We start from the raw sequence: 24,742 nt of genomic DNA on the forward strand, positions 1-24,742 counted from the left end.
TACTTTAACAAACCACCACCAGTTACCTATCTCACCCATGTGCCGAAACTGGTTATGAAGCTGTCGCGAGTAACGTGCAGCACGCATACAGGAGTCCATAATGAATGCTATTATCTATAAATTTACAAAATACAACTTTATCCTTGTAATCGTTTCATTCACTGCAATTGCAAATGGACAAAAAAATTTAGAATTAAAATGTCGTTTGAATGAGGGCGTTACACAACTAAAAGCTTCAGAAGGCTACTGTAAATTTGATTCGCAAACACAATCCTTCAAAGGAAATAGTGCAGAACAAGCCGAATGTCTGCTGAGATTTATTCCTCAAGGAAATGGTAGTCTCAAAGAATCAACGATAACTCCATTTCTAAAAAATTTAGTTGGAAAAAAAGCACCAGACCCTATAAGCTTGATGAAGTTCATCTCCAGAAGGAACATAAATGAGAACGACTTAGGTGGGTCTTTAAATACTACCATTGGAGCAAATTACTTCATCATCCACGACACTAGCTACCCTAAATGCTCGACTGCAAACAGTTACTGCCCACCTAACAATAGTTTTCCTCCTGATATGAACAGCGACTCTTGGTTATTTAATAAAACTTTCGATAATAATAGTAAAAACGCACATGTATATACCAACCGTGTTGGGGCGTCAAAGAAGGTGCGAGATTTTTCTCAAGGAATGGAAACTACAAAATTTGAGGTCTGTACAAACCCCAAGGTTAAATCAGGCCTTTTCGTGGGAGTTGAAAATATACAACCACGTAGGGACAGCAAAAAACACAAAGAATTTAAACCTGGTAATGGCTATGAAGGACCTACTCCAGGATTTACAGATATACAATATGAAAGGCTGGCACTAATCTATACGGCTGCGAGTGTGAGGCGAGCGATATGGTTGATTCCCGCCTTTCACGGCGTAATCGATCATTATTATTATGACGGCCATGATGATCCACAAAACTTCGACACAGTCACTTTTAGCAAAAAAGTTGAAGAGATTAGGGACGAAATCATGAAAACCAATTAAGTATACAATAACTATAGTCACCCACGTTTAATCTAGCTATTCTTGCGTCGTAGATAGAAAATTACTCGCAATGGTTGATGTGAGTCTGGAATATTTTATTTGTTTAAACTCGATTAAATACCGTTTCTATAGACACTTTTTTGGGAGTTATGAAGTGCAGATGTCAGTTCCTCGCTCACAGCGGCCCCTCGGCTCAGTTAGGCGGTCCGCTCCGCGCCACAAGCGGAACTTGCTTACATCATGCTATGTTAGTTTGCTGGGAGCAGGTCAAAGATGTTCACTGCGCCTATGTTCCAGCAACACCTTCCAGAACTTTTCAAGGAATAGAGAAATGGCTCGTAAGTATGTTTATGGTGATAAACCAATCCGCACAACAACCGCTGAGATAGTTGAAAACGAGTTTGCTGGAAAGGCTACGGCTGCGCAGGTCGATGCAATTTTAAAGAAAAGATTTCCACATTACAAAGACAACACTTATTTGAATCTGATAGTTAACGCAGTTAACTGCGATCGTGGTCACTGGAGTTTTAACAGGACTGCCAGACGAACAGATGATGCCACCCATCGCCACCATGAATATGATCGACTTTTCAAGCGCGGAAACGTTTTCGAGGTCTATGATTCCGCACTTCATGGTGTGTTTGAAATCTATGAAGCTTCAGACGGCAAATGGCTAACACGTCCGGTTAAAAGTGAGTTTGAAAAGGCCATAGAAACAGCGTCTCAACTTACCTCGGAACAACGTAGAGAGAAGCTGGCTACAGCCAATACCACGCCAGAAAGGGTCATTATAAAGAGCTATATCTTCAAGCGTAATCCCCTCGTTGTAGCAGAGGTATTAGCCTTAGCTGGAGGTAAGTGTCAAAGCTGCCTACGTGACGCACCATTCAAGCGGGAAGATGGTAGACCGTATCTTGAAGTGCATCATGTGGAGTGGCTTGCTAACGGTGGAGAGGACTCTGTTGAAAATGCTATTGCACTCTGTCCGAACTGTCACCGCGAAGCACACTACGGCGCGCTTGTGTTGAAGCCGGCTAACATTAAGTAGTCTTCTTATAGTCCTCAACTTCTGCTTCTCGCTCATATGGGACAACCATAATCACATCTCCTAACCCTAAGGAGATTGAGCATGACAACATCCCCCTGGAACAAGGGCCGTATTATTGGCCAGAAACGGCCTCTTCAGATCTCTCATATCTGGGGAATCCGTATCAGACTTGAGCTGGAAGGAAAAGTACGCGATTTAGCTCTGTTTAACATGGCTCTGGACAGTAAACTTCGGGGCTGTGATCTGGTTAAGCTAAAAGTTTCTGATGTGGCCTATGGGCACTCTGTTTCGGGCAGAGCGACAGTGCTGCAGCAAAAAACGTGAAGCCCTGTTCAGTTTGAACTGACTAAGGGAACCAGAGAGGCTGTGGCAGCGTGGATCAAAATGGCTCATCTACGTAGTAGCGACTATCTGTTCCAGTCCCGCGTCGGTTCTTCACGACATATCTCAACCAGGCAATATAACCGTATTTTTCATGGATGGATTGATAAGCTGGGTCTCGACGAGACTCTATACAGTACGCATTCTATGCGAAGAACCAAGCCATATCTGATCTATAAAAAAACGAAGAATCTTCGAGTGATCCAGCTACTGTTAGGTCACAAAAACCTCGAAAGTACAGTCCGTTATCTCGGTATTGAAGTGGATGATGCTCTGGAGATAGCTGAGTCTATTGAAGTTTAATTTGTGAGGGCTGCAACAGCAGCCCTGTGCCAGAAGCGGACATCAATGCACCTTTAAAAGATGACAAAACCTGATTAGCGATTATTTACTTCCTGAGCCTTTAAGAAAGCGGGGCGACTCGTTGATCTTAATATGTAGCTATCAATCTCTTCGGTGATTTCCAATCCGCACAATTTTGCCCATAACAACGTATGAGAAAGAAAAATATCGGCCAGTGTAAAGTTGTTACTCGCAATCCATGTTTGATTCGGCTTAAAGCGAATCTGAGAGATGACTGTATCTGCTTCCTTACTGAGGTAATTCATTAAATCCGGGGAACGCTGATTTTCGGGAGTGAAGACAATATGTTTGAGCAGACTCCATACGGGGGCTTCCAGATCGGATAGCGTGAAGCTTAACCACGAATTTACAGAAGATTTTTCTTCAGCGGTTGCGGGATAAATAGAGATGTTTTTATGTTGTTCACACAGGTAAATACAGATCGCTAAGGTTTCACTGATTGACACGTCACCATCGGTCAAAAAAGGCACTTTTCCCAATGGATGGGGTGATCTAACCTCAGAAGTAGGGTTCAAAAGATCGACTCTGATGGACTCGTAATTCACTCCCATTTCTTCAAGAGCCCAGAGTACTCTTAATGATCGGCTTTTGGGGTAGGTATAGATCTTCAATTGAATATCCCTTTGTTGTGGAAACAATTTTATAAGGTAAGTGGGCAGTTCATGTCAAAATTTCCGCTTTTCGCTCAAAGCGGACATTTAGCCCAGTAATTCCGTTCAGTCTGTGCCAGAAGTTTGCATCGCGTCACGGGTTAAACCGGCACGCAGGGGAGGGGTGGTCCCCTGCGGATAGCGGTTAGTTTGCAGCGTGACCTTCGCTGTTTTCATGATTTTTGGGGCGTATCCTGAACCAGATGGCATAGATAGCAGGCAGGAAAACCAGCGTAACAATGGTGCCGGCAAAGGTTCCGCCAATCAGCGTGTAAGCCAGCGTTCCCCAGAAAACAGAATGCGTGAGCGGTATAAATGCCAGGATGGCGGCCATCGCCGTCAGCAAGACGGGGCGAGCACGCTGAACCGTTGCTTCCACGACTGAATCAAAAGGGGTCAGCCCTTCATGCTCATTATGATGGATTTGCCCTATCAGGATTAAGGTGTTGCGCATCAGGATCCCCGACAGCGCGATCAGTCCGACCAGCGCATTTATTCCGAACGGTTGACTGAACAGCAGCAGCGTCGGTACAACGCCAATCAGCCCCAGTGGCGCAGTCAGAAACACCATCACCATCGCTGACATTGAGCGCACCTGCAAAATGATGATCAGCAGCGTGATGGCAACCATAATGGGGAACAGCGGCGCCATGGCTTTCGTCGCTTTACCTGACTCCTCTATAGGGCCTCCCTGCTCAATTCGGTAACCAGCCGGAAGCTTAGCGATTACGGGCTGTAACTGTTTCAGAATTGCCGTAGAAACATCAGGCGGCTGCATGCTGTCGGCAATATCCCCCCTGACGGTAATGGTCGGGGTGCGATCGCGACGCCGCAGCACCGGATCTTCCATCCTCACCTCAACGTCTCCTGCCTGAGAGAGCGGAATACGCTGGCCTGATGAGCCTGCCAGGGTAAATCCGGCTATTTTAGCGGGGTCGAGCCTGATATCCCCTGCCGCGCGCGACATCACCTGCACCGAACGAATATCTTCACGGACGGAGGTGATGGGCACGCCAGAGAGCAGGAACTGGAGCTGCTGAGCAACCGCATTTGACGTCAGCCCTACTGCCTGCAGCCGATCCTGATTGAGTGAAAAGTGCAGCGTTGGCACGCGCTGGCCCCAGTCTGTATTCACGGTCCTCATCAGGGGGCTGGCCTGCATGACTGCCTCTACTTCGCCTGCAATCTCACGCAGTTTATCCGGATCGGGCCCCATGACCCGATAAGCTACCGGATAAGGGGAGTAGGGCCCAAAGACCAGCTGGGTTACGCGAACGCGTGCCTGAGGAGCCAGTCCGGCGGCGACAGCTTCACGCAGCCGGTGCTTGAGAATATCGCGCGCATCCTGACTGTCGGTCAGGACAACAATTTTCGCAAAGGAGGGATCGGGAAGCTCAGGTGCCATCGCCAGATAGAAGCGGGGTGAACCCTGCCCGATGTAGGCGGTGACCATTTTCGCCTCTTGCTGTTTTTTCAGCCAGCTCTCGATTTCCGCCGTCGTCGCGCTGGTCTGTTCAATAGAGGTGCCGTAGGGCATCTGCACCTCAATTAACACCTCGGGACGATCGGATGTCGGGAAGAACTGTTTCTTTACAAGACCCATGCCGAGAATGGCAAGGGTAAAGATAATGATAACTGCCCCGGCAACAATCCATTTCCGGGCGATAACGCGAACCAGCAACCGGCGAAAACGGTTGTAGCGCGGGGTATCGTAGATTGCAGCGTGGCCACCTGATACCGTTTTTATCTCTGGCAGCATTTTCACGCCCAGATAGGGCGTGAAGACCACGGCCACCACCCATGAGGCGATCAGCGCAATCCCCACTATCCAGAACATGTTACTGGTATATTCACCGGCGGTAGACTGCGCAAAGCCGTTAGGCATAAAGCCGACGGCCGTCACCAGCGTACCTGCCAGCATTGGGGCGGCAGTATGGCTCCATGCGTAGGCTGAGGCTTTGATGCGATCGTAGCCTTCCTCCATTTTGACGACCATCATTTCAATCGCGATGATGGCATCATCCACCAGAAGCCCCAGCGCCAGAATCAGCGATCCCAGGGTAATGCGGTCAAAGTTTTTACCTGATGCCTCCATGACCATGAAAACCACTGCCAGCGTCAGCGGTACGGCAGCGGCCACCACCACGCCCACGCGCCAGCCCATGCTGACAAAGCAGACCACCATGACCACCAGCAGCGCGACAAAGAACTTGAGCATAAATTCATCGACTGCGGAACGGATGTTGACTGACTGGTCGGTGACTTTCGTCAGCGTCATGCCCAGCGGCATTGATGCGTTGATGCTGGCCGCTTCCGCATCGAGCGATTTGCCCAGTTCAAGCCCGTTCCACCCCTCGCGCATGATAATGCCCAGCAGCAGAGTAGGTTCTCCCTGATTACGGATCAGGAAAGTTGCAGGATCTTCATATCCGCGTTCAACGGCGGCAATGTCAGACAGCAGCAGCGTTCTGCCATTCACAACGACGGGCGTTTGACGAATCTGTTCCAGTTTGTTGAAAGCGCCGTCAAGGCGGATAAACACCTGGGGGCCCTGCGTATCAATTGAGCCCGCTGGCGTCAGGACATTCTGGTTATTTAGCGCTGAAAATATGTCCTGGGGTGACACGCCCAGCGTGGCCAGTCTGTCATGGGAAAAAGAGACAAAGATGCGTTCAGCCTGCTCACCAATAATGTTGACCTTTTTAACGCCTGGCACATGCAGAAGCCGCTGGCGCAGCGACTCTGCATCGCGCGCCAGTAAACGCTGAGGCTCACCTTTCGCTTTCAGCGCAAAGAGGGAAAAGGTGACGTCCGAAAACTCGTCATTGAACAGAGGGCCCATGACGCCGGCAGGCAGGTTTTTAGCCTCGTCTCCCAGCTTTTTACGCGCCTGATAAAACTCTTCCTGCACCTGTGAGGGAGGCGTGCTGTCCTGCAGCGACAGCATGGTGAATGCCATTCCCGGGCGGGTGTAGGTTTCCGTCCGGTCATACCACTTAAGCTCCTGCAGACGTTTTTCGAACGGTTCAGCAACCTGATCCTGCATTTCCTGCGCCGTCGCGCCCGGCCATGCGGTGATGATTGTCATCTGCTTAACGGTAAACGGCGGATCTTCTGCTCGTCCCAGCCCAAAAAAAGCGAGGATGCCTGCAACCGTGATAAGGATGATCAGGAACAGGGTAATCGAACGCTCCCGAACAGCGAGCGCGGAGAGATTAAAACGGGTGTTACTCATGCGGCTGGCCTCCGGCGATGCTGCCATCACCCTCAAGCGCAACGCGAACGATTTCGCCGTCATGCAGCAGATGCGCACCAAGCGCAACGACCTTATCACCGGCACCGATTCCGCTGGTGACGTTTGCCATATCGTCACTCAGCCCCTCTACCCGCACTGCGCGCCAGGATACCCGAGCGGGCTGACCGGTGATTATCCATACTCCTGGGCCTTTGCCCGGGTCAAAGAGCGCGGAAAGGGGGACCTGCATCAGCCTGTGGGCAGCATTGCCGTCAGAGATGCGCAGCGTCACGGTCGAACCCAGTGGCGCACTGGCCAGAGCGCCCTCAAGCACATAACGCGCTTCAAAGGTCCGTGTTAACGGATCGGCTGCATCTGAAAGCACGCGCAGCCGTGCATTAACGGACTGATTTTTGTCGCCATACAGCGTCGCTTCAGCCTCGCTTTGAGGCGCGGGTCTGAGTGTTTCAGGCAGCTGGACAAGGGCTTCACGCTGCCCCGCACGGGCGAGTCTGACCACCGGCTGGCCCGCACTGACTACCTGGCCTGGCTCAGCGAGCGTATCCATCACGACACCATCGGCGTCAGCCACCAGCACGGCATAGCTCCTGGCATTTTGGGCCACATCTGCCTGCGCCTGGGCAGCGCTGAGATCGGCTCTTGCCGTGTCTGCAGCGGCCTTTATCTGATCGTAGGCGGATGCTGAGACAGCGCCTGCCGCCACCAGGCCGCGGTAACGCGCTTCATCCTGAGAAGCCTGTCTGGCGCGCGCGCGGGCGGCCATGACCGTCTGCTGCTGCGCCTGGGCCTGAAGGCTGAGATCGACGGGATCAAGGCGCATCAGCGGCTGCCCACGTTTAACTGTCTCACCCGCATCCACGAGGCGTTCAAGGATTTTGCCCTGCACCCTGAAGCCCAGATCGCTCTGAGTGCGGGCAACAACAACGCCGGTAAATGAACGGTAAGCAGCATTCGCTGCCCCCACGTTAATCGCCCTTACAAGGGGAGGCTGAGTACGTGGATCGTCGGTGGCAGAATTGTCACCGCAGGCCACCAGGGCCAACGGCAACAGACATACAGCCAAAGTGGCAGGTTTGATCCTGAGCATGGGTTACCTGAAAAAGTGAAAGGAAAGTAACCGCATTCTTATTCTGGTGACCAAAAATGTCAATGGTCACAGGTCAGGGTGCCAGGCTGCGTAGGATGAGCGAGGAAAGAAGGGCGGCAGCGGAGGCAGCCGTCTCAAGGTTGTACTGCAACTGAACGGGGCTAATGTAGGGTCTCATGACAAGAAAAATAGCCTGTGTTGCTTCGTCCAGAGGCGTTTTCCGCTCAAACTCTCCAGAGGCCCGGCCTTCAACAATAATCATTTCAATCAGTTGCTGAAGGCGCTTTTCATGAGCTGCGGCTGATGGCCAGTTATCGCGAGCGGCAACGGCGGCGATGTCATAGAGCTTGCGGTCGTGAAAGAACAGATCGCTTCCGGACTCCGTCAGCGCCCTCAGGAGCTGCCTCATCTTTTCAGATGCGGTCGGCGAATCGGCAATCGCCGCGTTGACAATCTCCATTATCATACCCAGGCGGTTAGCGCAGATTTGCTCTCCAATGGCCTGTTTAGAATCGAAAAATTTATATATGTAGGCCTTAGAAAAACCTATAGCTTTTGCCAAATCGGATACGGTGGTTTTTTCATAACCGAAATGCCCGAAGTGTTCTGTCGCCGCAGCAACCACCTGGTCGCGGATGCTGTGTTCTGAAGGCCCCCTGGAGGGGTGAGCAGTTGTATGTTTATTCATTTTTCCAGCTTAGCGTAGCAAACTCTGATTGACAACAAGTGACCATTATGTAATTCAGTCACGGGTTTATTTTTCTCAAGGAATACTCCTTGTTTCTCAAACGCCCTTTTGCAGCGACAGTGAGCGCCAGTTTACTGGCCGGGTGCGCCGTCGGGCCAGATTATCATCGCCCTGATACACCGCTTGCAAAAGGTTATGACAGTGAGTCCGCGCGCCTGAGCAGAAGTGCGTCCCGGCCCGCCAGTTTTGCCGTCTGGTGAGAAGGATTTAACGCTCCTCACCTGAGCAAGCTCGTTACAGACGCTCTGGCGCAAAACCTCGACCACGCGCAGGCAACCGCCCTGATGACCCAGGCGCGCGAAGGCCTGGGCACGACCACAGCCGCGCTGGTGCCATCAGGAAACGTCATCGGGCAGGCGGCTGGCGCGTATCAGTCAGCTGAGACACTTCTGGGGCAAGTTCTCAGTTCCCGGCCGGATTACAACCGTTACGGTAACCACGCGTATGAATGAGACCCTGTCAGTCGTCGATTAAACCACGCAGCTGATAAATCAGGTCAGCCACTCTTCTAAAGAGCAGAGCTATGGTATCGACCAGGTGAATATAGCGGTCAGCCAGATGGAGAGTAATCTGCAACAAAACGCGGCGATGGTAGAACAGATGTCTGCGGCGGCCAGCTCGCTGAGCCAGCAGGCGGGCAGGCTTCTTGCTGAGGTCAGTTCATTCAAACTCTGAGTCTGCTCAGCATCAATCATGCTTAACTCCCGGGCCGGAAAATAATTTGCCCATTCCGGCCCCTGTTTCCCCTTATTCCAGCGCGCTTTCCGACCGCAGAGGCCAAACGCGTTCCGGTTGCCCTTGCTTCTCTCTTCAGGATGGCATTCAGGAATAAGCCACTTCTTCACGTTATGCACGCTTTTGACAGCATAAAGACAGGTCAAGAGATTAAATAGCCGCAGCAGACTGACGATAATATCAGGTAACAGCATTCCCTAAACCAGAGGCAGCATTCATGTCATTACCCGACACCCACAGCGAGCAACAGGACATTCGTGAAATCACGGTGCGCACGGGCTCCATCCTGCGCACACTCCGTGATAGCCTGCAACAGTTAGGGCTTGATAAAACGATTGCTGATGTTGCAGGAAGCATACCTGACGCACGGGAACGGCTGAGCTATGTGGTAACGCTGACGCGCGAGGCAGCAAATGGCGCAATTAATAGCGTGGAGATGACGCAGCCTATGCAAACTCTACTGGCAGAAAAGGCGAAACATTTAAGTGAGCGATGGAAGGTCGCGTCCAGTCATCAGCCAGACGAAGGAGAAACCCGTGAGTTAGCAGCAGATACCCTTGCATGGCTGCATGATGTGCCAGAAATAACGAGCCTTACGCGCCAGCAGCTGCATGCCATTATGATGGCACAAGGGTTCCAGGATCTGACCGGACAGATTGTACAGAAAATGATGGAGGTGCTGAATCAGGCAGAGCAGCAGCTGATTCAGGTGCTCCGTGATAGCTCAGCAGGCTCAGGTACTGGCGAGCGCAATGCCCCAGCGCATTGCTCTTCCGCAGCGGAAAAAGCTGCCAGCCAAGACGATGTTGATGACCTGCTGGCCAGCCTGGGAATATAAACTTCAGGCCGCAGACAGCGCACTTTTCGAGATATTCACAGTCAGGAAAAAGTGCGACCTCTTTTAATGTCGCCCGCTGTCTGATTGATCCTTCTGTAATTGTTCATGTTGTTTGAGCTCATAGTCGATAAATGCATTAATCATGCTTCGATAGACTTTCTCAATAATGATCTCTGGCACTCCTGCCTTAGCGGCATTCTCGCGAGCCTTATTGATGACCTGCTCTACGCGATCCGGCGCACGAACGGCAGCGCTGTCGCTTTTAAATGCAGCTGCGGCTTTAACACACTTTGCACGCTGAGCAATGATTTTAACCAACGCATCGTCAATTTCATCGATGCGCGTTCTGACCTTTTCAATACAGGTAAAACCCACGGCTTATGCTCGCAAACTAGTACATGAGTTCACCAGCATAGCGTAAATTTTAACTGTTGCCAGCCCTGATAGCATAAGTCGCTGAAAGCGTTGAAACATCACATGAACAGACAGAGGCCGCTTTTCGCTCAACGCGGGCTGTGACCTCTGTTTTAGGTTGCTTCAGCCCAGCGGCAGGCACAACAGCCTCTTTAGCGAGATAAAAAAGCGGATGCCTGCAACAAAATATGCAGACATCAGGCAGATTTAGCTGAAGCTGACCCACGCACCGCCTGAGACGTTTGCTTTCGCCTGAACAGAAGGCAAAGCAGAAGCGCGCAGGCCGGTAACCTCTGCGCCAGCCTGCAGTTTGAACCGGCGGGTGATAGCGCTTAACGACTGAACCTGCTCTTCCAGTATGTCAGTGGCTGCGGCGGAAGACTGAACCAGCGTAGCGTTTTGCTGAGTAACGCTGTCCATTTCCGTTACAGCTACGCCGATCTGGTTTATTCCCTTGCTCTGTTCAGAGGAGGCCGCCGCAATCTCTCCTAACAGTGAAGTCACGCCGCTAACGTCGCGGATAATTTTCTCTGTCGTTAGCGAAACCTGTGCGACTTTCTGCTCGCCAGTCTCAACGTTCGAACTGGATTCAGCAATCAGCTTTTCAATTTCCCGTGCAGACTGTGTGCTGCGTTGCGCCAGCGTGCGAACCTCGTTGGCCACCACGGCAAAACCGCGCCCCTGCTCGCCTGCGCGCGCTGCCTCTACCGCGGCGTTCAGCGCCAGAATATTTGTCTGGAAAGCAATACTGTTAATCACGGAGGTAATCTCGCTGATGGCGATTGCGCTGCTTTTAATGTCCGCCATCGTGCGCACAACCTCCTGCATCGCCGCGCCGCAGTCCGAGGCGGTTTCTGACGCCTCTAAAGCGGCGCTGCTGGCTACGGAGGCATTCCCGGCATTGAGAGCAACGGTAGAGGAGAGCTCCTCCATGCTTGCCGCGGTCTGTTCAAGCGCGGCCGCCTGCTGCTCCGTGCGGCTGGAAAGACTATGGTTACCGTCGCTTATCTGCGAGGTCACGCGGGCCACTTCGCTTACGCCACTGACGATTTCGCTCACCATGGTTTTCAGGCCAAGCTGCATGCTTTCAAGCCCCTGCAAGAGCCTGCCAATTTCATCGTTGCGGGTATGAACGATTACCGAGGTCAGATCGCCTGCGCCAATGGCTGCCGTGACCTCGCCAGCGCGACGGAGAGGTTTGATCAGAACATTTTTCAGCACCACCGCCACGACGACTGAAGCCAGAATAAACAGTATGACCGACACACCCGCCGCGGTATAAGCAATATAGGTATTGATATCGGCCTGGCGGGTAATATTGACGGATGACTGTTTATGTATGGCAATAACCTTGTCCAGCGGAACCCGGTAAGCCTCATCGAGTGCCACCACTTTCGTGCCGGCAAGCGTCAGAAAAGCGTGCACATCTTTTTTCTGTAGCGCGGTAAAAAGAGCCCCAACGCCTTGCTCCGTATAATCGTTGTAGCGGGCTGCCAGTTCCTGAGCCAGTTCCGCTTCACCGGCCAGTTTTGGCGCAGCCTGATAGGCCTGCATAAAACGTAAGCCGCCATCATAGTAAAATCTGGCCTGGGTCAGTGCGGCATTAAACGCCTCTGGATTGCTGCCGTCAGCATAAGGCACTGCGGCCAGCAGCGTAGTGCGAGCAGCACGCATCCAGTTGGTCGTGTCAGCGACGCCGAGAGTTGCGGAGACTTCATAGTTAAGATCATTAAGAGATTTCGCGCTGCGATTGAGATAAATCACGCTCAGCAGTGAAGAAGTAAGAAAAACCAAAAACAGAAACAGACCGGATAGCGTCAGGATTGTGGTAAGACGGGTATTTTTCAGCATGCCAGTTAACCTCCAGGTAAGATGTTTTTTGGTTATCGGTCACTGGCTGTGGAAAATTACGCACCGTTAATAAGTAGTCATTGAAAGAAAACGTCTCAAAACCTTAAGAGAGCGGAAGCCAAAAAAGCGTTCAAAATTTAACGCATTGAATGCAATCGCTTATTTAACCGTCGACTTTTATCGCCAGAAAAGAAAACTAAAAATTAGTTTAAAATCACACGCGCAATTTTAAGAGAAGTGATGGAATACCCTCAAAAAAGATCCATGCCTGATTTTTCTGCTCCTGTTTTGTTTCAGCACGCGCTATCGACGCATTCACAACCGCAACCGGTACCCTTAAAAAGCGGTTACCTGTTCCGTTTGCAATTCAAGTGCAAGAAGCTAGCCTTTTTGGGTTAAACGTTTTCTGCCGCGTAGCAGGCAAGCCACTTTCTTAAATAAAGCGACGCTTCAGTTTGACTTGGGGTATGGACGGGTCAGATAAGCAACCGCAAAGATTAACTTAACCGGAGACTGGATGGCTCATCATCAACCTGCAGCCGAGAAAAAGGGCGTTATCTTTTTCGATGTAAATGAAACCCTGCTTGATACCCGCCCCCTGAAGGCGTATCTGGCACGTTGGCTGGGAAATGATCCCGCCATCGCCGAGGCCTGGTTTACCTCACTTTTGCACCACTCCCTTGTGGAGACGGTCACGGGAAGCTGGCGCACTTTGGGGAAATAGCCGAAGCTGTGTTAAGCATGACGGCTGAGCGCTATGGTATCCCGCTCACGGAAGATGCCGTTTCAGTGGCGGAGGTGCTGGCATCAATGCCGCCATACGATGATGTGGCTGAAGGATTAGCTTCGCTCTCTCATCAGGGGTTTTGTCTGGCTGCGCTGACCAACTCTTCTGCCGATCTGGCAGAAAAACAGTTAACATCGGCCGGACTTAAGCCATTTTTTACCCGCATTCTCAGCGTTGACGAGCGGCGGATCTACAAGCCTGACCTGCGGGTGTATCAGTGGGCGATGAGCGAAATGGGTCACTCTGCCTCTGCCTGCATGATGGTGGCCGCACACGGCTGGGATGTATGCGGTGCGAAACGGGCAGGTATGAAGACCGCGTTTATCAGCCGGGAGGGGCAGGCGCTTTATCCGCTGGCGCCCGCTCCCGATTTGATTGTCAGCGATATCCGCGCGCTTTCCGGTATACCAGACCTGCAGGGCTAAGCAGCTTCTGACTCTTGACGTCACGCTGTTCAGCCTCGGCTAACCGTGCGTTGCAAAAGGGATTAACAGCAGAGGCTGGCCTGTATGTCCGCGCCGCTTTTACAAATTGTCAGGGAGTATCTCACAGATGAAATATTACATAGCAGGGCTCGCTTTACTGGTATCTGGTCAGATAATGGCAGACGCCATGCCTGCGCAGGCCTATCCCTCCTGTGACATACAGGCACAGCGTGATGTTAAAGAGGAGACGGGGGGCCGCATCGCCGATCCGCTCCAGGCGCACATATCCTGGCGGATAAATGTGTTGCAGGCCGATATCAGTACGGCCCGCAAGGCCCGCCGGCTTACGCAGGCCCAGGCCGACAGGCTTTGGCAGCACGCGTCGCAGATAAGAGGCGACGCGGCCCACTACGTGAAGCAACAGGGATTTCTCAGCGCTGCAGAGCGCGCCTCCTTTGACAGGGCGCTCGACCAGCTCGCCAGCCAGCTATGTAGCAAGGTGGCCTGAATCATTCACCGGGCACAAAGCCCGCTTTGTGTTTCAAGCGGGCTTTGTGCCTCTCGCCGCTGCGCATGACAAACAGGCAGGTTAAATGTTGCCATCACTGCGGCCCCTTTTTCACCTCACAAATGAAACCGCAGCGCCAGGTTAAAAGCCTGCTCCGCCGCGACCACAATCGCATCCGGCTCCTCGCGAAAAGGGATATCCCCCAGCAGCAGGCTCGCCTTCACCTTCTCCAGATCGTCGCTGCGGAAGCTGAGCGCAGACATGCGCGCCGAGCCGTCATAGTCCGCCGGCAGCGAGCCGAAGCGCGTCTGCGCATAGGCAGCAGAGGCAAAACGCACCTTCGCTTCGCCCGCCCTGAGCACGAAGGCACCATCCTGACAGGCGAGAATGCGATCCGCGCCGAACAGGTGGCTGTAAACCTGGGCGGAGAGCGCCGGATCCTGCGCCACGATGACAAATTCGCTGATATTGCGCACGCCGTTGGGATGCGTCTGCCAGGCGGCCTGCCACACCGCATGCGGCGTGTCGTGCTGGCAGAAAAAGCTGCGGCCATTGGGGATCAGCGCGGGGCGCAGCCGCACGGTGCGGAAGTGCGCCTCGCTTGCTTCGCCGTCCGGCAGCGTCACCGGGCGGTGAAACGCGGCGGGCGCGTCGCCGTCCAGATCCTGACGCTGCAGATGCAGCCAGGCGCTCTCTGCATCCTGGGTTTTCCATACCAGCCCTGTCAGGCCAGGCGGCGCCTGCCACACATCTTTGCGCTGTTCGCCGCGGCCGGGCTCGTAGCCCAGCAGCTCCAGGTAGTTTTCGCCAAAAACCGCCAGATGGTTGCTGGAGCCGAGCGTATGGTGGCCGCGTTCGCTGAGCCGAAAGCCGAGCCGCCGGTAGAGCGCGCTCGCCTCGTCCAGCCGATCCGCCACGTTAATGACCACATGATCCAGTACCGGTACGAGAACGGGGATCGCCATCTCCTTTCTCCTCTTTTTCGTCATGCGCTGGCCACGATATCCAGGGCGCGCGGCGCAAGCTGGGTAAAATAGTCCACCGCCGCGTCGAGCATGCCCTCATCGGGATCGAATCCCGGATGATGCAGCCCGAAGGCGCTGGCGCTGCCGATGCTGACAAAGGCGCCCGGCACATGGTGCAGATAGAAGGCGAAGTCTTCGCCGCCCATCTGCGGCGTGCCGTGTTCAGTAGCGAAGCCGCACGCCTGCGCCAGATCCAGCGCAAAGTCGGCCCAGGCAGGGGTATTGACTAGCGCAGGCGGCCCGGCAATCCACTCCAGCTCCGCTTCCGCGCCGAAACCCGCGGCGATGCTGCCGATCAGCTGGCGCATCCGGTGCGGGATCGCCTCGCGGATCGCGTCGTTATGGGTGCGCACCGTGCCTTCCAGCTCGACGCTCTGCGGCAGCACGTTCCAGCTGTTGCCCGCCGTAAAGCGGGTCACGCTCAGCACCACCGCCTCCAGCGCGCTGAATACGCGGCTCGGCAGCGTTTGCAAGGCGGTGACGATATGGCTGCCGATTACAATCGAATCGATGCCCTCATGCGGCCGCGCGGCGTGGGCGCCTTTACCCCGAATGTGGATCACGAAGCGGTCGACGTTGGCGTAAAAGGCGCCGCCGCGCGTGCGCAGCGTGCCGAGCGGCAGATCCGGCGCGTTGTGCAGGCCGAAAATCGCCTGCACGCCCTCCAGCGCGCCAGCGTCGATCAGCTGCTGCGCGCCGTTAAACGTCTCTTCCGCTGGCTGAAACAGAATGCGCACCCGGCCGGGCAGCTGCTGCTCCTGCTGGCGCAGGCGGTGCGCGACGCCAAGCATAACCGACGTATGCAGATCGTGACCGCAGGCGTGCATCACGCCGGGCTGCTGCGACCGCCAGGGACGTTCAAAGTCTTCTTCGATCGGCAGCGCGTCGATATCGGCGCGCAGCGCGATTAAAGGTGTGCCGTGGCCGATCTCCGCCACCACGCCGGTTTTCAGCGGCAGCGGCAGCAGGCGAATATCGCCCTGGCGCAGCCAGCGCGTGATGCGCTCGGTGGTCTGAAATTCCTGGTTCGACAGCTCAGGATGCTGATGCAGCTCGCGCCGCCAGGCGATCAGTTGGTCAGATAACAACATGCTTATCCTTGTGCGTCAGAAGGCAGGAAGGGCTCGCCGAGCGTCAGCATCAGGCGGTTCGCCCAGGCGAAGAAGGCGGTTGCCTGGATCAGATCGAGTAGCGCCAGCGTATCCAGCTGCTGGTCGCGTAGCGCCTGAAGCTGGCTCTGGCTGGCCGCCGGTGGTGTAACGGAGAGCGAGGCGGCGAAGTCGATCTCGGCGGCCCAGCGCGGCGACTGGCCGTGCGACAGCACCGCGCCGGGCGCGACGTTAAGCAGTTTCTGCACCGCATCGTGATCTTTCGCCAGCTGCGACGCCTTGCGCGCGTGCACCGAGGCGCAGTAAAAGCAGCCGTTGATCTTGCTCGCCACCGTCGCCGCCAGTTCCCGTTCGGCACGCGGCAGCCCGCCCGAGGTGTAGAAGATGCCTTTATCGGTCAGGGTGCGCTGCTCCAGCACCGGCTGGTTGCGCGCCAGCAGGCGGAAATAGTCGGAGTCGCTGTGGCCGAAGCGCGCCAGCAGCGCCTGCTCTTCGGCGCTGAACGCTGCCAGCGGCTTCGCCGCCAGCCAGGGCTCCCAGCCGAGCTCCGCCTGGGTAAACGCGGTGGGCGCGGTCTGGCCGCTGGCGGTCTGCGCGGCGGTGTGCCAGCGGCCCGCGACGACGGCGGGAGACGGGCCGCTGCGCTCTTCGCCCTGCAGCAGTCGCAAACCGGCCAGCAGGCGGCTCTGAAAGCTGATAAAGCCGACCAGCTGCGCCAGCGTCACCACGCCGCGCTCGCTCCAGCCTGCGCGGCGCAAGGCTTCAATATGCGTCGGCGCGGCGGCGACCGGCTCAACGGTCAGGCGCTGCGCAAAATCGCGCGCCTGCTGATGGCGCGCGTTATCGCTCAGCGGCTGATACGCCGGATGGGCGGCATAGTGGGCGCGCAGCCGTTCAGCGCCGTGCCATTCGGCCACCTGCGCCGCCAGCGCGAGGCGCTCGGCCAGCGGAAAATCGTGCTCCTGCTGGCTAAACAGCACCTCGTAGCTGCCCTGGGCGTGGCGGGTAGCGGCATCGCGCGTGGCCCGCGCCTGCGCCAGGGCGCTGGCGGGATCGATATCGGCCAGTTCAGCCAGCAGATCGTGAGAATGGGTCATAGCTTCTCCTGAGCGCCGTGCGTGCGCAGCCAGGGCGCAAGCTGTTCGGCAATAAGTTCGATGGAGCGCAGCGTATCGGCGGGCGACGGCTCGACCGAGTGCACCTGAAAAGAGATATCGGTGACGCGCGGCAGCACGCTGTCCTGCGCCAGCGAGGCGCGCACCGTGACGGCGTCACCGATGTGGGCATCGAACTGGGCGAAAAGATCGTCCAGCGAGTCGCCGCGCAGCGCATGGCCAGCGGCGCGGTACTGCTGCGCCTGCTGGCGGATGCCCGGCTCCGCGACGCGGTGCGCATAGCTGTCTGAGTCGGCGACAAAGGCGGTGCGCGAAGCAAGAATGCGTGGTGTCACCCCGGCGGGCAGCGCGTCGAGGTAGGCGTCGATAATCGGGTTCTGTATCGCATCCAGCGGCAGGCCGGGATCGCTGGCGGGGCGCGGCTGGGTGCGCGACAGCATCAGCCCGTGTCCGGCGGCGCCAGCGCGCGCGGCGCCTTCGGCGGAAAAGGTGGCGATCCAGACGCGCTGCGCCAGCTGCGGCGCGGGGGGATAGAGATGGTTGTCGGGATGGGCCAGCGAATCGCCGCGCCAGGCGCCGAGCAGCTGATGCAGATTATCGGCGAAGGCGGCGGCGCGCTGGTCGAAGGTCAGGCCGAACGGCAAAAACGAGTCTGGCGTGCCGCCAGAGCCCAGCCCGATCTCCAGCCGTCCTTCAGCCAGCAGATCCAGCACCGCCGCATCCTCCGCCACGCGCAGGGCGTTCTCCATCGGCAGGGTGATAATCGCCGTGCCGAGGCGAATAGTGCGGGTATGCGCGGCGACGTGCGCCAGAAACACCAGCGGCGCCGGCAGGCCGCCTTCCGCCTCGTGAAAATGGTGCTGGGCGATCCAGGCGCTGTCAAAGCCGAGCCGTTCGGCGTGCTGGATCTGTTCGGTCGCCAGGCGGTAGCGCTGCTGCGCAGGCGCCTTATCCAGCAGCCGGGTGAAAAAGCCAATACGTCGCCTCATGCGGAAGCCCTCATACGCGGAGTGAACTGCGGAATGGCGGCGATCAGTTCGCGGGTATAGGGGTGCTGCGGTGAGGCGAACAGGGTGACAACGTCACCGCTTTCCACCACTTCGCCTGCGCGCAATACCGTGACGCCGTCGGCCATATGACGCACCGTCGCCAGATCGTGGGTGATAAACAGATAGGTGAGTCCCAGCTCGTTTTGCAGCTGTTGCAGCAGCAGCAGGATCTGCGCCTGAACGGTCACGTCGAGCGCCGAGGTCGCCTCATCCAGCACCAGAATGTCGGGGTTGAGGATCAGGGCGCGGGCAAGGGCGACGCGCTGGCGCTGGCCGCCGGAGAGCTCGCGCGCGCCGCGCGCCAGCAGTTCGGCAGGCAGCGCCACGCGCTCGGCGACCGCTTCAGCCCGCCGCCGCCGCTCAGCGGCGCTGAGCCGTTCGAAATTGCGCAGCGGCTCTTCGATGATCTCCAGCAACGTCTGGCGCGGATCGAGCGAGGCGAACGGGTTCTGATAGACGAACTGAATTTTACGCCGCAGCTGGCGCAGCGCTTCGCCGCGCAGGTCGCCGACGGGGACGCCGTCCAGCGTCACGCTGCCGCTCTCCGCCTGTTCGAAGCCGAGCAGAATGCGCGCCAGCGTGGTCTTACCGGAGCCGGATTCGCCTACCAGCGCGTGCGTCGAGGCGCGCGCCACCTGAAAACTAACGTTGTGCAGCGCCTGCAGCCGCCTGTTTTTACCGAGCGTAAAACTTTTGCTGACGGCGGTGGCGCTAATCGCGGGCGTCGCCAGCCGGTCGGGCGCGCGCCGTGCGACGCGCTGCGGCGCCGCATCACGCAACAGCTGGCGGCTATAGGGATGCTGCGGCGCGCCGACCAGCTGCGCGGCAGGTCCCGACTCCTGAATCTCGCCGTGGCGAAATACCATAATGCGATCCGCGCGCTCGGCCGCCAGCGCCAGATCGTGGGTAACGAACAGCACGGCGGTGCCGGTCTCGCGACGCAGCGCGTCGAGCAGATCGAGGATGCGCTTCTGCACCGTGACGTCGAGCGCGCTGGTGGGCTCGTCGGCGATAATCAGATCCGGGCTGAGCGCCAGCGCAATAGCGATCAGCACGCGCTGCTTCATGCCGCCTGACAGCTGGTGCGGATAGTGATCGACGCGCTGCTGAGGATGGCTCAGCCCGACGCGCGTCAGCAGCTCCACCACGCGGCGGCGACGCGCGTCGCCGCTGAGGGCGGTATGCAGGCGCAGGATCTCCTCGACCTGCGCGCCAATGGTTTTCACCGGGTTAAGGGAATTGCCCGGGTCCTGCGGCACCAGGCTGATGCGCGCGCCGCGCAGCCGATCGAGCCGCTTCTGCGACCAGGTGGCGATATCTTCGCCGTTGAGGCGGATCTCACCGCCGTCGCGGCGGCCGTTCTCCGCCATCAGCCCGATAATCGCCTGCGCGGTGGTGGTTTTGCCGGAGCCCGATTCGCCCACCAGCGCCACCATTTCTCCGGCCCGGAGTTCAAAGCTGACGTCATGCACCACCTGACGCCACTGATGCCCGCTGCGATAGCTCAGGCTGAGATGTTTCACCGCCAGCAGCGGCGCGGATGCGCTCATCGGCGACCTCCTGCAATCTGAATGCTGATGCGACTGGCGGCCAGCACCACGGCGATCACCAGCAGGCCGGGGAAGGTGGTCAGCCACCATGCGGTAGAGAGATAGTTGCGGCCTTCGGCGATCAGCAGCCCCCATTCGGGCGCGGGCGGCGGCGTGCCGTAGCCGAGAAAGCTGAGCGTCGAGAGCGCGAGGATCGCCTGGCCGAACTGCAGCGCGGCGAAGGCGATCACCGGCGTCAGCGCGTTAGGCAGAATATGGCGGCGCAGCACGGCGAAAAAGGTGCCGCCGCTGCCAAAAGCCGCCTCGACGTAGTCGCTGTGGCGGATGCGCACCACTTCGCCGCGCGCCAGCCGGGCGAAGCTGGCGATTGACGCCACGCCCACCGCCAGCGCGGCGTGCAGCGTGCCGAAGCCGAGCAGGATCAGCACGCTTAGCGACAGCAGCAGAGAAGGGATGGAGAGCAGCACGTCGACGGCGCGCATAATGAGCATCTCGGTTTTACCGCCGCTGGCCCCCGCCAGCACGCCGAGCGCGGTGCCCGCCGTCAGCCCCATCGCCACGGCGATCAGCGCGGCGGAGAGCGACGCCGAAGCGCCGTAAACCATACGCGCCCAGAGATCGCGTCCCAGCTGATCGGTGCCGAGCCAGTGCCCCGCCTGCGGCGCCAGACGCTGAGCCCCGGCGATGCCTTCGGTGGCGCTAAAGGCGGTAAAAAGCGTGGGCGCGAAGGCGGCGCCTGCCGCCAGCAGGATCACCAGCCACGCCAGCCATAACCCTGGCTGCAGGCGCAGCGTCCGGCGTCCGCCTGAGGCGCGGCGCGCGGCGGCGTAGTCCACAAGGCTCACAGGGCACCTCCCGCTGCGCGATTCAGGCGCGGATCGAACAGCGGCATCAGCAGATCCACCAGCAGGTTGATTACTACGAAACCGAGCGCAGAGATCATCACCACCGCCTGCAGCACCGCGACATCCTGGTTGTTTACCGCCTGCTGCGTCAGCTGGCCGAGGCCGCCAAGGCCGAACACCGTTTCGGTGATCAGCGCGCCGGCGATCAGCTCGCCCAGCAGCAGTCCGGCGATGGTCAGCACCGGCAGCATGGCGTTGCGCAAGACGTGACGCCACAGCACGCGGCTTTCGCTTGCGCCTTTGGCGCGCGCCACCGCCACAAAGGGCTGCGTCGAAACCTCATCAATGCTGCGCAGCAGGATCTGCGCCAGCGGCGCGGAGATCGGCACCGCCACCGTGACGATGGGCAGCAGCATTCCCTGCCACGGCGAAGGATTGATGACCGGTATCCAGCGCAGCTGGAAAGAGAAGATCTGGATCAGCGCGATGCCGAGCCAGAAGGTCGGAACAGAGATAAGCAGCGCGGGGAACGACTGCAGCAGCGAACGCAGGCCGCGCAGCGCGGGCTGACGCGACAGCGCCGCCAGCGCGAACGCCAGCAGCGTCGCCAGCAGAAATCCGCACAGCGCCAGGCGCAGCGTGCCCGGCAGATTATCGGCGATCTGCGCGCTCACCGGCACACCCGCCTGCACCGAAAAGCCGAAGTCGCCGCGCAGCATGGCGAACAGCGTATGCAGATACTGTTGCCACAGCGGGCTGTCCGCGCCGTAGGCGAGGCGCATCTCCGCTATCTGCTGCGGGCTCAGCCCCAAATCGGGGTTCTGAAACTTAATCAGCACCGCGTCGCCGGGCAGCACCTGCAGCAGCAAAAAAGAGAGGGTAAAGGCCGCCCAGAGCACCATCAGACCGCTCCCCAGTCGTTGCGGCAGAGAGTGTCGCATCATTTATCCCGCCTTAATGTTTTTCCAGCCAGGCGCCGTAAAACGCCGGGCGCCCGACCGCTTCAAAGCGCACCCCTTTCAGCCAGGGCGCGCCGGCAAACACCTGCGGCTCCTCGAAGATCGGAATGACGTAGGCGTTATCCAGCAGATAGCACTGCGCGTCGCCCGCTAGCTGCAGGCGCTTCGCCGGATCGACCTCGGCGGAGATCGCCAGCAGCAGCGCGTTGAGCTTGTCATCGCGGAAGCTCTGCACTTTGTCGCTGGAGCCGCCTTTTTGCAGCAGCGCGTCACGGTTGCTGGGGTAGAACTGGCTTTTGATGACGTCGGGATCGGCGCGGCCCACTTCCGAGACGGTCAGCGGCGTTTTCAGCGGATCGAGGCTGTCGAGGGTCTTGCTGCCCGCGTCGCCCGCTTTCACCGTCAGCGTCACGCCGACCTGACGCCACTGCTGGGCAATCAGCTGCAGCACCTCTTTGTTCTGCGGCTGCGGCAGCGATTCATAGATGGTCAGCGCCAGCGGCTTGCCCGCTTTGGCGCGGATGCCGTCGGTGCCCGCCTTCCAGCCCGCTTCGTCCAGCAGCTTTTTCGCCTGTTCCGGATCGAACGTCAGCCTGTCGCTGAGATCGACAAAGCCCGCCGCGCTGGCGGCGATCACTGATTTAGCCTGCGGGTAGTTGGGCGAGAAGAGGGTGTCGACCACCTGCTTCGCGTTGGTGGCATGCAGCAGCGCCTGACGCACGCGCAGGTCGCTCACCAGCGGGTTGTCGGGGCGGAAGCTGATACTGTCGTTTACGCCGCGCGTCGGCGCCGCGTAGAGCGGGAAGTGCCGATCTTTCGCCTGCTTCTCGTCATAGGCCTGCACCTGACGGATCACGTCCGCCTGGCCCGCCAGCAGCGCGCCGATGCGCACGCTGTCTTCCGGCGTGACGATGATTTTGATGCCGTCAAGATTGGCGGGCCCCTGCTGCTGGCCGTTTTTCGGCCCCCACTGATAGCCTTTGCGCGCGATCATGTCGACCTCGCGGCCCAGCTTTTCGTCGCTGACCACAAAGGGGCCGGAGCCGATGATATGTCGCGCGTCGCCGAGTTGGTCGAAATTACGCGCGAGGGTGCTGAGCGAAACCAGACCGGAACCGATGGTGGCGGTGCCCTGTAAAAAACCGGGCGAGGGCTTTTTGAAATAGAACTTCACCGTCAGGGGATCGATTACTTCGCTGTGGTCGTAGTTATTAATCACTTCAGAGACCGGCAGGCGCTGCGCTTTATTGCCCAGACCGTAGGTATCGAAGTTTTTCGCCACCGCGCTGGCGTCCAGCGGCGTGCCGTCGGAGAAGGTGACGCCGGGCCGCAGCGTAAAGGTATATTCGGTTTTATCCGCGTTGCTGCTCCAGCTCTCGGCAATCCAGGGCTCAACCTGCAAGGTTTCCGGGTTCTGCCAGGTGAGCTTATCGGTGATTTGATTCAGGATGCCGCCGTTGGGGTAAAAGCCGCCCGCAGGCGGATAAAGATTGGTGTGCGCCTGCTGCTCAAGGTAGATCAGCGTGCCGCCTTTAACCGGCGTCTCCGCCGCGTAAACGGTGATACTCCCTGCAAGCAGAGCCAGTGCCAGCGCGCGCGGCAGTGGCGAAAAAGTAGAACGCGTCATGTGAATTCCTTTGTTATCAACTGCCTTAAAAGGCGGAATTCATCATCGGACGCGGCGCAGGCCAAATGAACCAACGAATTGCGCAAAGCTTATCTGAAAATAACAAATAACGGCGGATTAAGGAGGAGAGCGTAATTCGCCAGAAAGGATGGGTTTTATTATTTCTCTCGCTATCCGCTTTTATTTATTTATTTCAGGAGCGCACTGCCCGGCAGAAATAACAGCTGCTATGCCATTTTTCGCGATCCTTTTTCCATATTTGTTGTTTTACGAATTATTCGCCTCGCTCCACACTGGGTCGCAACGGAGTATTAGTGAGGAAAGGTGAATGTCATATCGTCTGAGTCTGTTAGATAAAGCGCCGGTGCTTGCGGATGAGCCGGCCAGCAGCGCGTTACAGCGCACGCTGCAACTGGCGCAGCAGGCGGAACGCTGGGGCTATCACCGCTTCTGGCTGGCCGAGCACCACAACACCGCGCAGCTGGCGAGTCCGTCGCCGGAGGTGCTGATCGCCTGGATTATCGCCCAGACAGGGCATATTCGCGTCGGCTCCGGCGGCGTGATGCTGCAGCACTACAGCCCCTATAAAGTGGCGGAAAACTTCAACCTGCTGGCGTCGCTGGCGCCAGGCCGCATCGATCTCGGCGTCGGCAAGGCGCCGGGCGGGCTACCGTTGTCGACCCGCGCGCTGCAGGCGGGCGTGGACGCGCAGGCGAAAGGCAGTTTCGCCGAGCAGCTGAAGCAGCTGGGACAATGGCTTGACGCGCCGCAGCGCGCCGCGGACGACGGCGAGGCGCTGCACGCCACGCCGCTGCCGCCGCGTCCGGCTAACCGGTTTTTGCTGGGCGCCAGCGAAGAGAGCGCCGCGCTCGCCGCGCAGCAGGGGTGGCAGCTGGTCTTCGCCGCCCATCTTAACGGCGATCGTCAGCTAATGGAGAACACCCTCGGCACCTACCATCGTCTGAGCGGCCTGCGCGCGCTCGTCGCGGTGCAGGTAGTGGTGGCAGACTCCCCGGCGGAGGCGGATCTGCTGGCCAGCGGCCTGCGTCATTTTCACGTTAAGGTTAATGGCGGGCAGGGCGTCAACGTCGCCAGCCTTGAGCAGGCGGAGCGCTATGTGCGCCAGGGCGGCTTTAGCGACTACGTTATTGAGCCGCGCACGCCGTCGCTGCTGAAGGGCACCGCCGCGCAGGTGCATGCCCAGCTGGATGCGCTACAGCAGCACTACGCCGTCGACGAATTTATTGTCGACACGCCAGTTGCCGAACCGAAAGCGCGCTTTCGCTCGCTTGAGCTGCTGGCGACGCACCATCTGGTCGCGGCCTGACCCTGCCGGAGA

Annotated in this window: 22 protein-coding genes and 2 pseudogenes; 9 read left to right on the forward strand and 15 right to left on the reverse strand. The window is 57.7% G+C overall.

Going from position 1 to position 24,742, the window contains the following annotated elements; translation table 11 throughout:
- The first annotated feature begins 100 nt into the window (after positions 1-100).
- From Q9R34_RS11170 to Q9R34_RS11180, 3 genes and pseudogenes are all read left to right on the forward strand, one after another.
- Positions 101-1,033, forward strand: coding sequence for a hypothetical protein (locus tag Q9R34_RS11170; protein WP_485893682.1), 933 nt, complete (start codon positions 101-103; stop codon positions 1,031-1,033).
- 331 nt (positions 1,034-1,364) lie between these two features.
- Positions 1,365-2,081: an HNH endonuclease gene (locus tag Q9R34_RS11175; protein ID WP_485893684.1), complete on the forward strand. Its 717-nt coding sequence runs from the start codon at positions 1,365-1,367 to the stop codon at positions 2,079-2,081.
- An 81-nt stretch (positions 2,082-2,162) separates the two neighbouring features.
- A pseudogene (locus Q9R34_RS11180) lies at positions 2,163-2,765 on the forward strand (site-specific integrase).
- 74 nt (positions 2,766-2,839) lie between these two features.
- Here Q9R34_RS11180 and Q9R34_RS11185 read toward each other — a convergent pair.
- The 4 genes from Q9R34_RS11185 to Q9R34_RS11200 all read right to left on the reverse strand — a co-directional run bounded on the left by Q9R34_RS11185 (position 2,840) and on the right by Q9R34_RS11200 (position 8,506).
- Positions 2,840-3,436 (reverse strand): glutathione S-transferase family protein, encoded by a 597-nt coding sequence (locus Q9R34_RS11185; protein WP_204231763.1) that lies wholly within the window; start codon positions 3,434-3,436, stop codon positions 2,840-2,842.
- Between the two features lie 184 nt (positions 3,437-3,620).
- On the reverse strand, positions 3,621-6,710 hold the full coding sequence (locus tag Q9R34_RS11190; protein ID WP_485893686.1) for an efflux RND transporter permease subunit: 3,090 nt from the start codon (positions 6,708-6,710) through the stop codon (positions 3,621-3,623).
- Entirely contained in the window at positions 6,703-7,818 is a 1,116-nt protein-coding gene (locus Q9R34_RS11195) for an efflux RND transporter periplasmic adaptor subunit (protein WP_485893688.1), read from the reverse strand. Before Q9R34_RS11195 ends, Q9R34_RS11190 begins: the two co-directional genes overlap by 8 nt.
- Before the next feature lie 73 nt (positions 7,819-7,891).
- Complete coding sequence (locus Q9R34_RS11200; protein WP_485893690.1) at positions 7,892-8,506, reverse strand: TetR/AcrR family transcriptional regulator; 615 nt, start codon at positions 8,504-8,506, stop codon at positions 7,892-7,894.
- A gap of 89 nt (positions 8,507-8,595) precedes the next feature.
- On the opposite strand from Q9R34_RS11200, the pseudogene Q9R34_RS11205 reads away from it, so the two are divergent.
- Positions 8,596-9,015: pseudogene (locus tag Q9R34_RS11205) on the forward strand (TolC family protein); the annotation flags it as partial.
- A gap of 72 nt (positions 9,016-9,087) precedes the next feature.
- Here Q9R34_RS11205 and Q9R34_RS11210 read toward each other — a convergent pair.
- The gene (locus tag Q9R34_RS11210) at positions 9,088-9,495 is read right to left on the reverse strand and encodes a hypothetical protein (protein WP_485893692.1); all 408 of its coding nucleotides are present in this window, start codon (positions 9,493-9,495) and stop codon (positions 9,088-9,090) included.
- A gap of 23 nt (positions 9,496-9,518) precedes the next feature.
- Between Q9R34_RS11210 and Q9R34_RS11215 the strand changes: the two genes are divergently transcribed.
- A complete protein-coding gene (locus Q9R34_RS11215; protein WP_485893694.1) occupies positions 9,519-10,139 on the forward strand; it encodes a protein phosphatase CheZ in 621 nt (206 codons plus the stop codon).
- A 63-nt stretch (positions 10,140-10,202) separates the two neighbouring features.
- Here the strand turns inward: Q9R34_RS11215 and Q9R34_RS11220 are convergent, their stop codons facing one another.
- Positions 10,203-10,514 carry a chorismate mutase gene (locus tag Q9R34_RS11220; protein WP_485893696.1) on the reverse strand — a complete coding sequence of 104 codons (312 nt, stop codon included), beginning with the start codon at positions 10,512-10,514 and terminating at the stop codon, positions 10,203-10,205.
- Between the two features lie 246 nt (positions 10,515-10,760).
- On the reverse strand, positions 10,761-12,404 hold the full coding sequence (locus Q9R34_RS11225) for a methyl-accepting chemotaxis protein (RefSeq protein ID WP_485893698.1): 1,644 nt from the start codon (positions 12,402-12,404) through the stop codon (positions 10,761-10,763).
- Positions 12,405-12,921: 517 nt separating this feature from the next.
- Between Q9R34_RS11225 and Q9R34_RS11230 the strand changes: the two genes are divergently transcribed.
- The 3 genes from Q9R34_RS11230 (at position 12,922) to Q9R34_RS11240 (ending at position 14,124) form a co-directional block, all read left to right on the forward strand.
- Entirely contained in the window at positions 12,922-13,128 is a 207-nt protein-coding gene (locus tag Q9R34_RS11230; protein ID WP_485893700.1) for a hypothetical protein, read from the forward strand.
- Positions 13,129-13,145: 17 nt separating this feature from the next.
- Positions 13,146-13,616: an HAD-IA family hydrolase gene (locus Q9R34_RS11235; protein WP_485893876.1), complete on the forward strand. Its 471-nt coding sequence runs from the start codon at positions 13,146-13,148 to the stop codon at positions 13,614-13,616.
- Between the two features lie 127 nt (positions 13,617-13,743).
- The gene (locus Q9R34_RS11240; protein WP_485893702.1) at positions 13,744-14,124 is read left to right on the forward strand and encodes a hypothetical protein; all 381 of its coding nucleotides are present in this window, start codon (positions 13,744-13,746) and stop codon (positions 14,122-14,124) included.
- A gap of 116 nt (positions 14,125-14,240) precedes the next feature.
- On the opposite strand, the gene Q9R34_RS11245 is transcribed toward Q9R34_RS11240, so the two are convergent.
- The 8 genes from Q9R34_RS11245 to Q9R34_RS11280 are packed head-to-tail and all read right to left on the reverse strand — an operon-like array spanning position 14,241 to position 23,403.
- Positions 14,241-15,089: a VOC family protein gene (locus Q9R34_RS11245; protein ID WP_485893704.1), complete on the reverse strand. Its 849-nt coding sequence runs from the start codon at positions 15,087-15,089 to the stop codon at positions 14,241-14,243.
- A 20-nt stretch (positions 15,090-15,109) separates the two neighbouring features.
- Positions 15,110-16,240: an amidohydrolase gene (locus Q9R34_RS11250; protein WP_485893706.1), complete on the reverse strand. Its 1,131-nt coding sequence runs from the start codon at positions 16,238-16,240 to the stop codon at positions 15,110-15,112.
- 2 nt (positions 16,241-16,242) lie between these two features.
- Positions 16,243-17,355, reverse strand: a complete 1,113-nt coding sequence (locus Q9R34_RS11255; RefSeq protein WP_485893708.1) for an alkylhydroperoxidase domain protein — start codon at positions 17,353-17,355, stop codon at positions 16,243-16,245.
- On the reverse strand, positions 17,352-18,362 hold the full coding sequence (locus tag Q9R34_RS11260) for a putative FMN-dependent luciferase-like monooxygenase (protein ID WP_485893710.1): 1,011 nt from the start codon (positions 18,360-18,362) through the stop codon (positions 17,352-17,354). Before Q9R34_RS11260 ends, Q9R34_RS11255 begins: the two co-directional genes overlap by 4 nt.
- Entirely contained in the window at positions 18,359-19,972 is a 1,614-nt protein-coding gene (locus Q9R34_RS11265) for a dipeptide ABC transporter ATP-binding protein (protein ID WP_485893712.1), read from the reverse strand. The genes Q9R34_RS11260 and Q9R34_RS11265 overlap by 4 nt, the downstream gene beginning before the upstream one ends.
- Entirely contained in the window at positions 19,969-20,817 is an 849-nt protein-coding gene (locus Q9R34_RS11270) for an ABC transporter permease (RefSeq protein WP_485893714.1), read from the reverse strand. The genes Q9R34_RS11265 and Q9R34_RS11270 overlap by 4 nt, the downstream gene beginning before the upstream one ends.
- A complete protein-coding gene (locus tag Q9R34_RS11275) occupies positions 20,814-21,758 on the reverse strand; it encodes an ABC transporter permease (protein ID WP_485893878.1) in 945 nt (314 codons plus the stop codon). The genes Q9R34_RS11270 and Q9R34_RS11275 overlap by 4 nt, the downstream gene beginning before the upstream one ends.
- A gap of 13 nt (positions 21,759-21,771) precedes the next feature.
- Entirely contained in the window at positions 21,772-23,403 is a 1,632-nt protein-coding gene (locus tag Q9R34_RS11280) for a TIGR04028 family ABC transporter substrate-binding protein (protein ID WP_485893716.1), read from the reverse strand.
- 328 nt (positions 23,404-23,731) lie between these two features.
- On the opposite strand from Q9R34_RS11280, the gene Q9R34_RS11285 reads away from it, so the two are divergent.
- The gene (locus Q9R34_RS11285) at positions 23,732-24,730 is read left to right on the forward strand and encodes an MsnO8 family LLM class oxidoreductase (protein WP_485893718.1); all 999 of its coding nucleotides are present in this window, start codon (positions 23,732-23,734) and stop codon (positions 24,728-24,730) included.
- The last annotated feature ends 12 nt before the right edge of the window (positions 24,731-24,742 follow it).

This window comes from Enterobacter sp. BRE11, assembly GCF_031844285.1.
Taxonomy (GTDB): Bacteria; Pseudomonadota; Gammaproteobacteria; order Enterobacterales; family Enterobacteriaceae; genus Pantoea.

Coding starts and splice junctions, on each gene's coding strand:
- Q9R34_RS11170 (WP_485893682.1), top strand. CDS start 101: ATGAATGCTATTATCTATAAATTTACAAAATACAACTTTATCCTTGTA.
- Q9R34_RS11175 (WP_485893684.1), top strand. CDS start 1,365: ATGGCTCGTAAGTATGTTTATGGTGATAAACCAATCCGCACAACAACC.
- Q9R34_RS11190 (WP_485893686.1), bottom strand. CDS start 6,710: ATGAGTAACACCCGTTTTAATCTCTCCGCGCTCGCTGTTCGGGAGCGT.
- Q9R34_RS11195 (WP_485893688.1), bottom strand. CDS start 7,818: ATGCTCAGGATCAAACCTGCCACTTTGGCTGTATGTCTGTTGCCGTTG.
- Q9R34_RS11200 (WP_485893690.1), bottom strand. CDS start 8,506: ATGAATAAACATACAACTGCTCACCCCTCCAGGGGGCCTTCAGAACAC.
- Q9R34_RS11210 (WP_485893692.1), bottom strand. CDS start 9,495: ATGCTGTTACCTGATATTATCGTCAGTCTGCTGCGGCTATTTAATCTC.
- Q9R34_RS11215 (WP_485893694.1), top strand. CDS start 9,519: ATGTCATTACCCGACACCCACAGCGAGCAACAGGACATTCGTGAAATC.
- Q9R34_RS11225 (WP_485893698.1), bottom strand. CDS start 12,404: ATGCTGAAAAATACCCGTCTTACCACAATCCTGACGCTATCCGGTCTG.
- Q9R34_RS11230 (WP_485893700.1), top strand. CDS start 12,922: ATGGCTCATCATCAACCTGCAGCCGAGAAAAAGGGCGTTATCTTTTTC.
- Q9R34_RS11235 (WP_485893876.1), top strand. CDS start 13,146: ATGACGGCTGAGCGCTATGGTATCCCGCTCACGGAAGATGCCGTTTCA.
- Q9R34_RS11240 (WP_485893702.1), top strand. CDS start 13,744: ATGAAATATTACATAGCAGGGCTCGCTTTACTGGTATCTGGTCAGATA.
- Q9R34_RS11245 (WP_485893704.1), bottom strand. CDS start 15,089: ATGGCGATCCCCGTTCTCGTACCGGTACTGGATCATGTGGTCATTAAC.
- Q9R34_RS11250 (WP_485893706.1), bottom strand. CDS start 16,240: ATGTTGTTATCTGACCAACTGATCGCCTGGCGGCGCGAGCTGCATCAG.
- Q9R34_RS11255 (WP_485893708.1), bottom strand. CDS start 17,355: ATGACCCATTCTCACGATCTGCTGGCTGAACTGGCCGATATCGATCCC.
- Q9R34_RS11260 (WP_485893710.1), bottom strand. CDS start 18,362: ATGAGGCGACGTATTGGCTTTTTCACCCGGCTGCTGGATAAGGCGCCT.
- Q9R34_RS11265 (WP_485893712.1), bottom strand. CDS start 19,972: ATGAGCGCATCCGCGCCGCTGCTGGCGGTGAAACATCTCAGCCTGAGC.
- Q9R34_RS11275 (WP_485893878.1), bottom strand. CDS start 21,758: ATGCGACACTCTCTGCCGCAACGACTGGGGAGCGGTCTGATGGTGCTC.
- Q9R34_RS11280 (WP_485893716.1), bottom strand. CDS start 23,403: ATGACGCGTTCTACTTTTTCGCCACTGCCGCGCGCGCTGGCACTGGCT.
- Q9R34_RS11285 (WP_485893718.1), top strand. CDS start 23,732: ATGTCATATCGTCTGAGTCTGTTAGATAAAGCGCCGGTGCTTGCGGAT.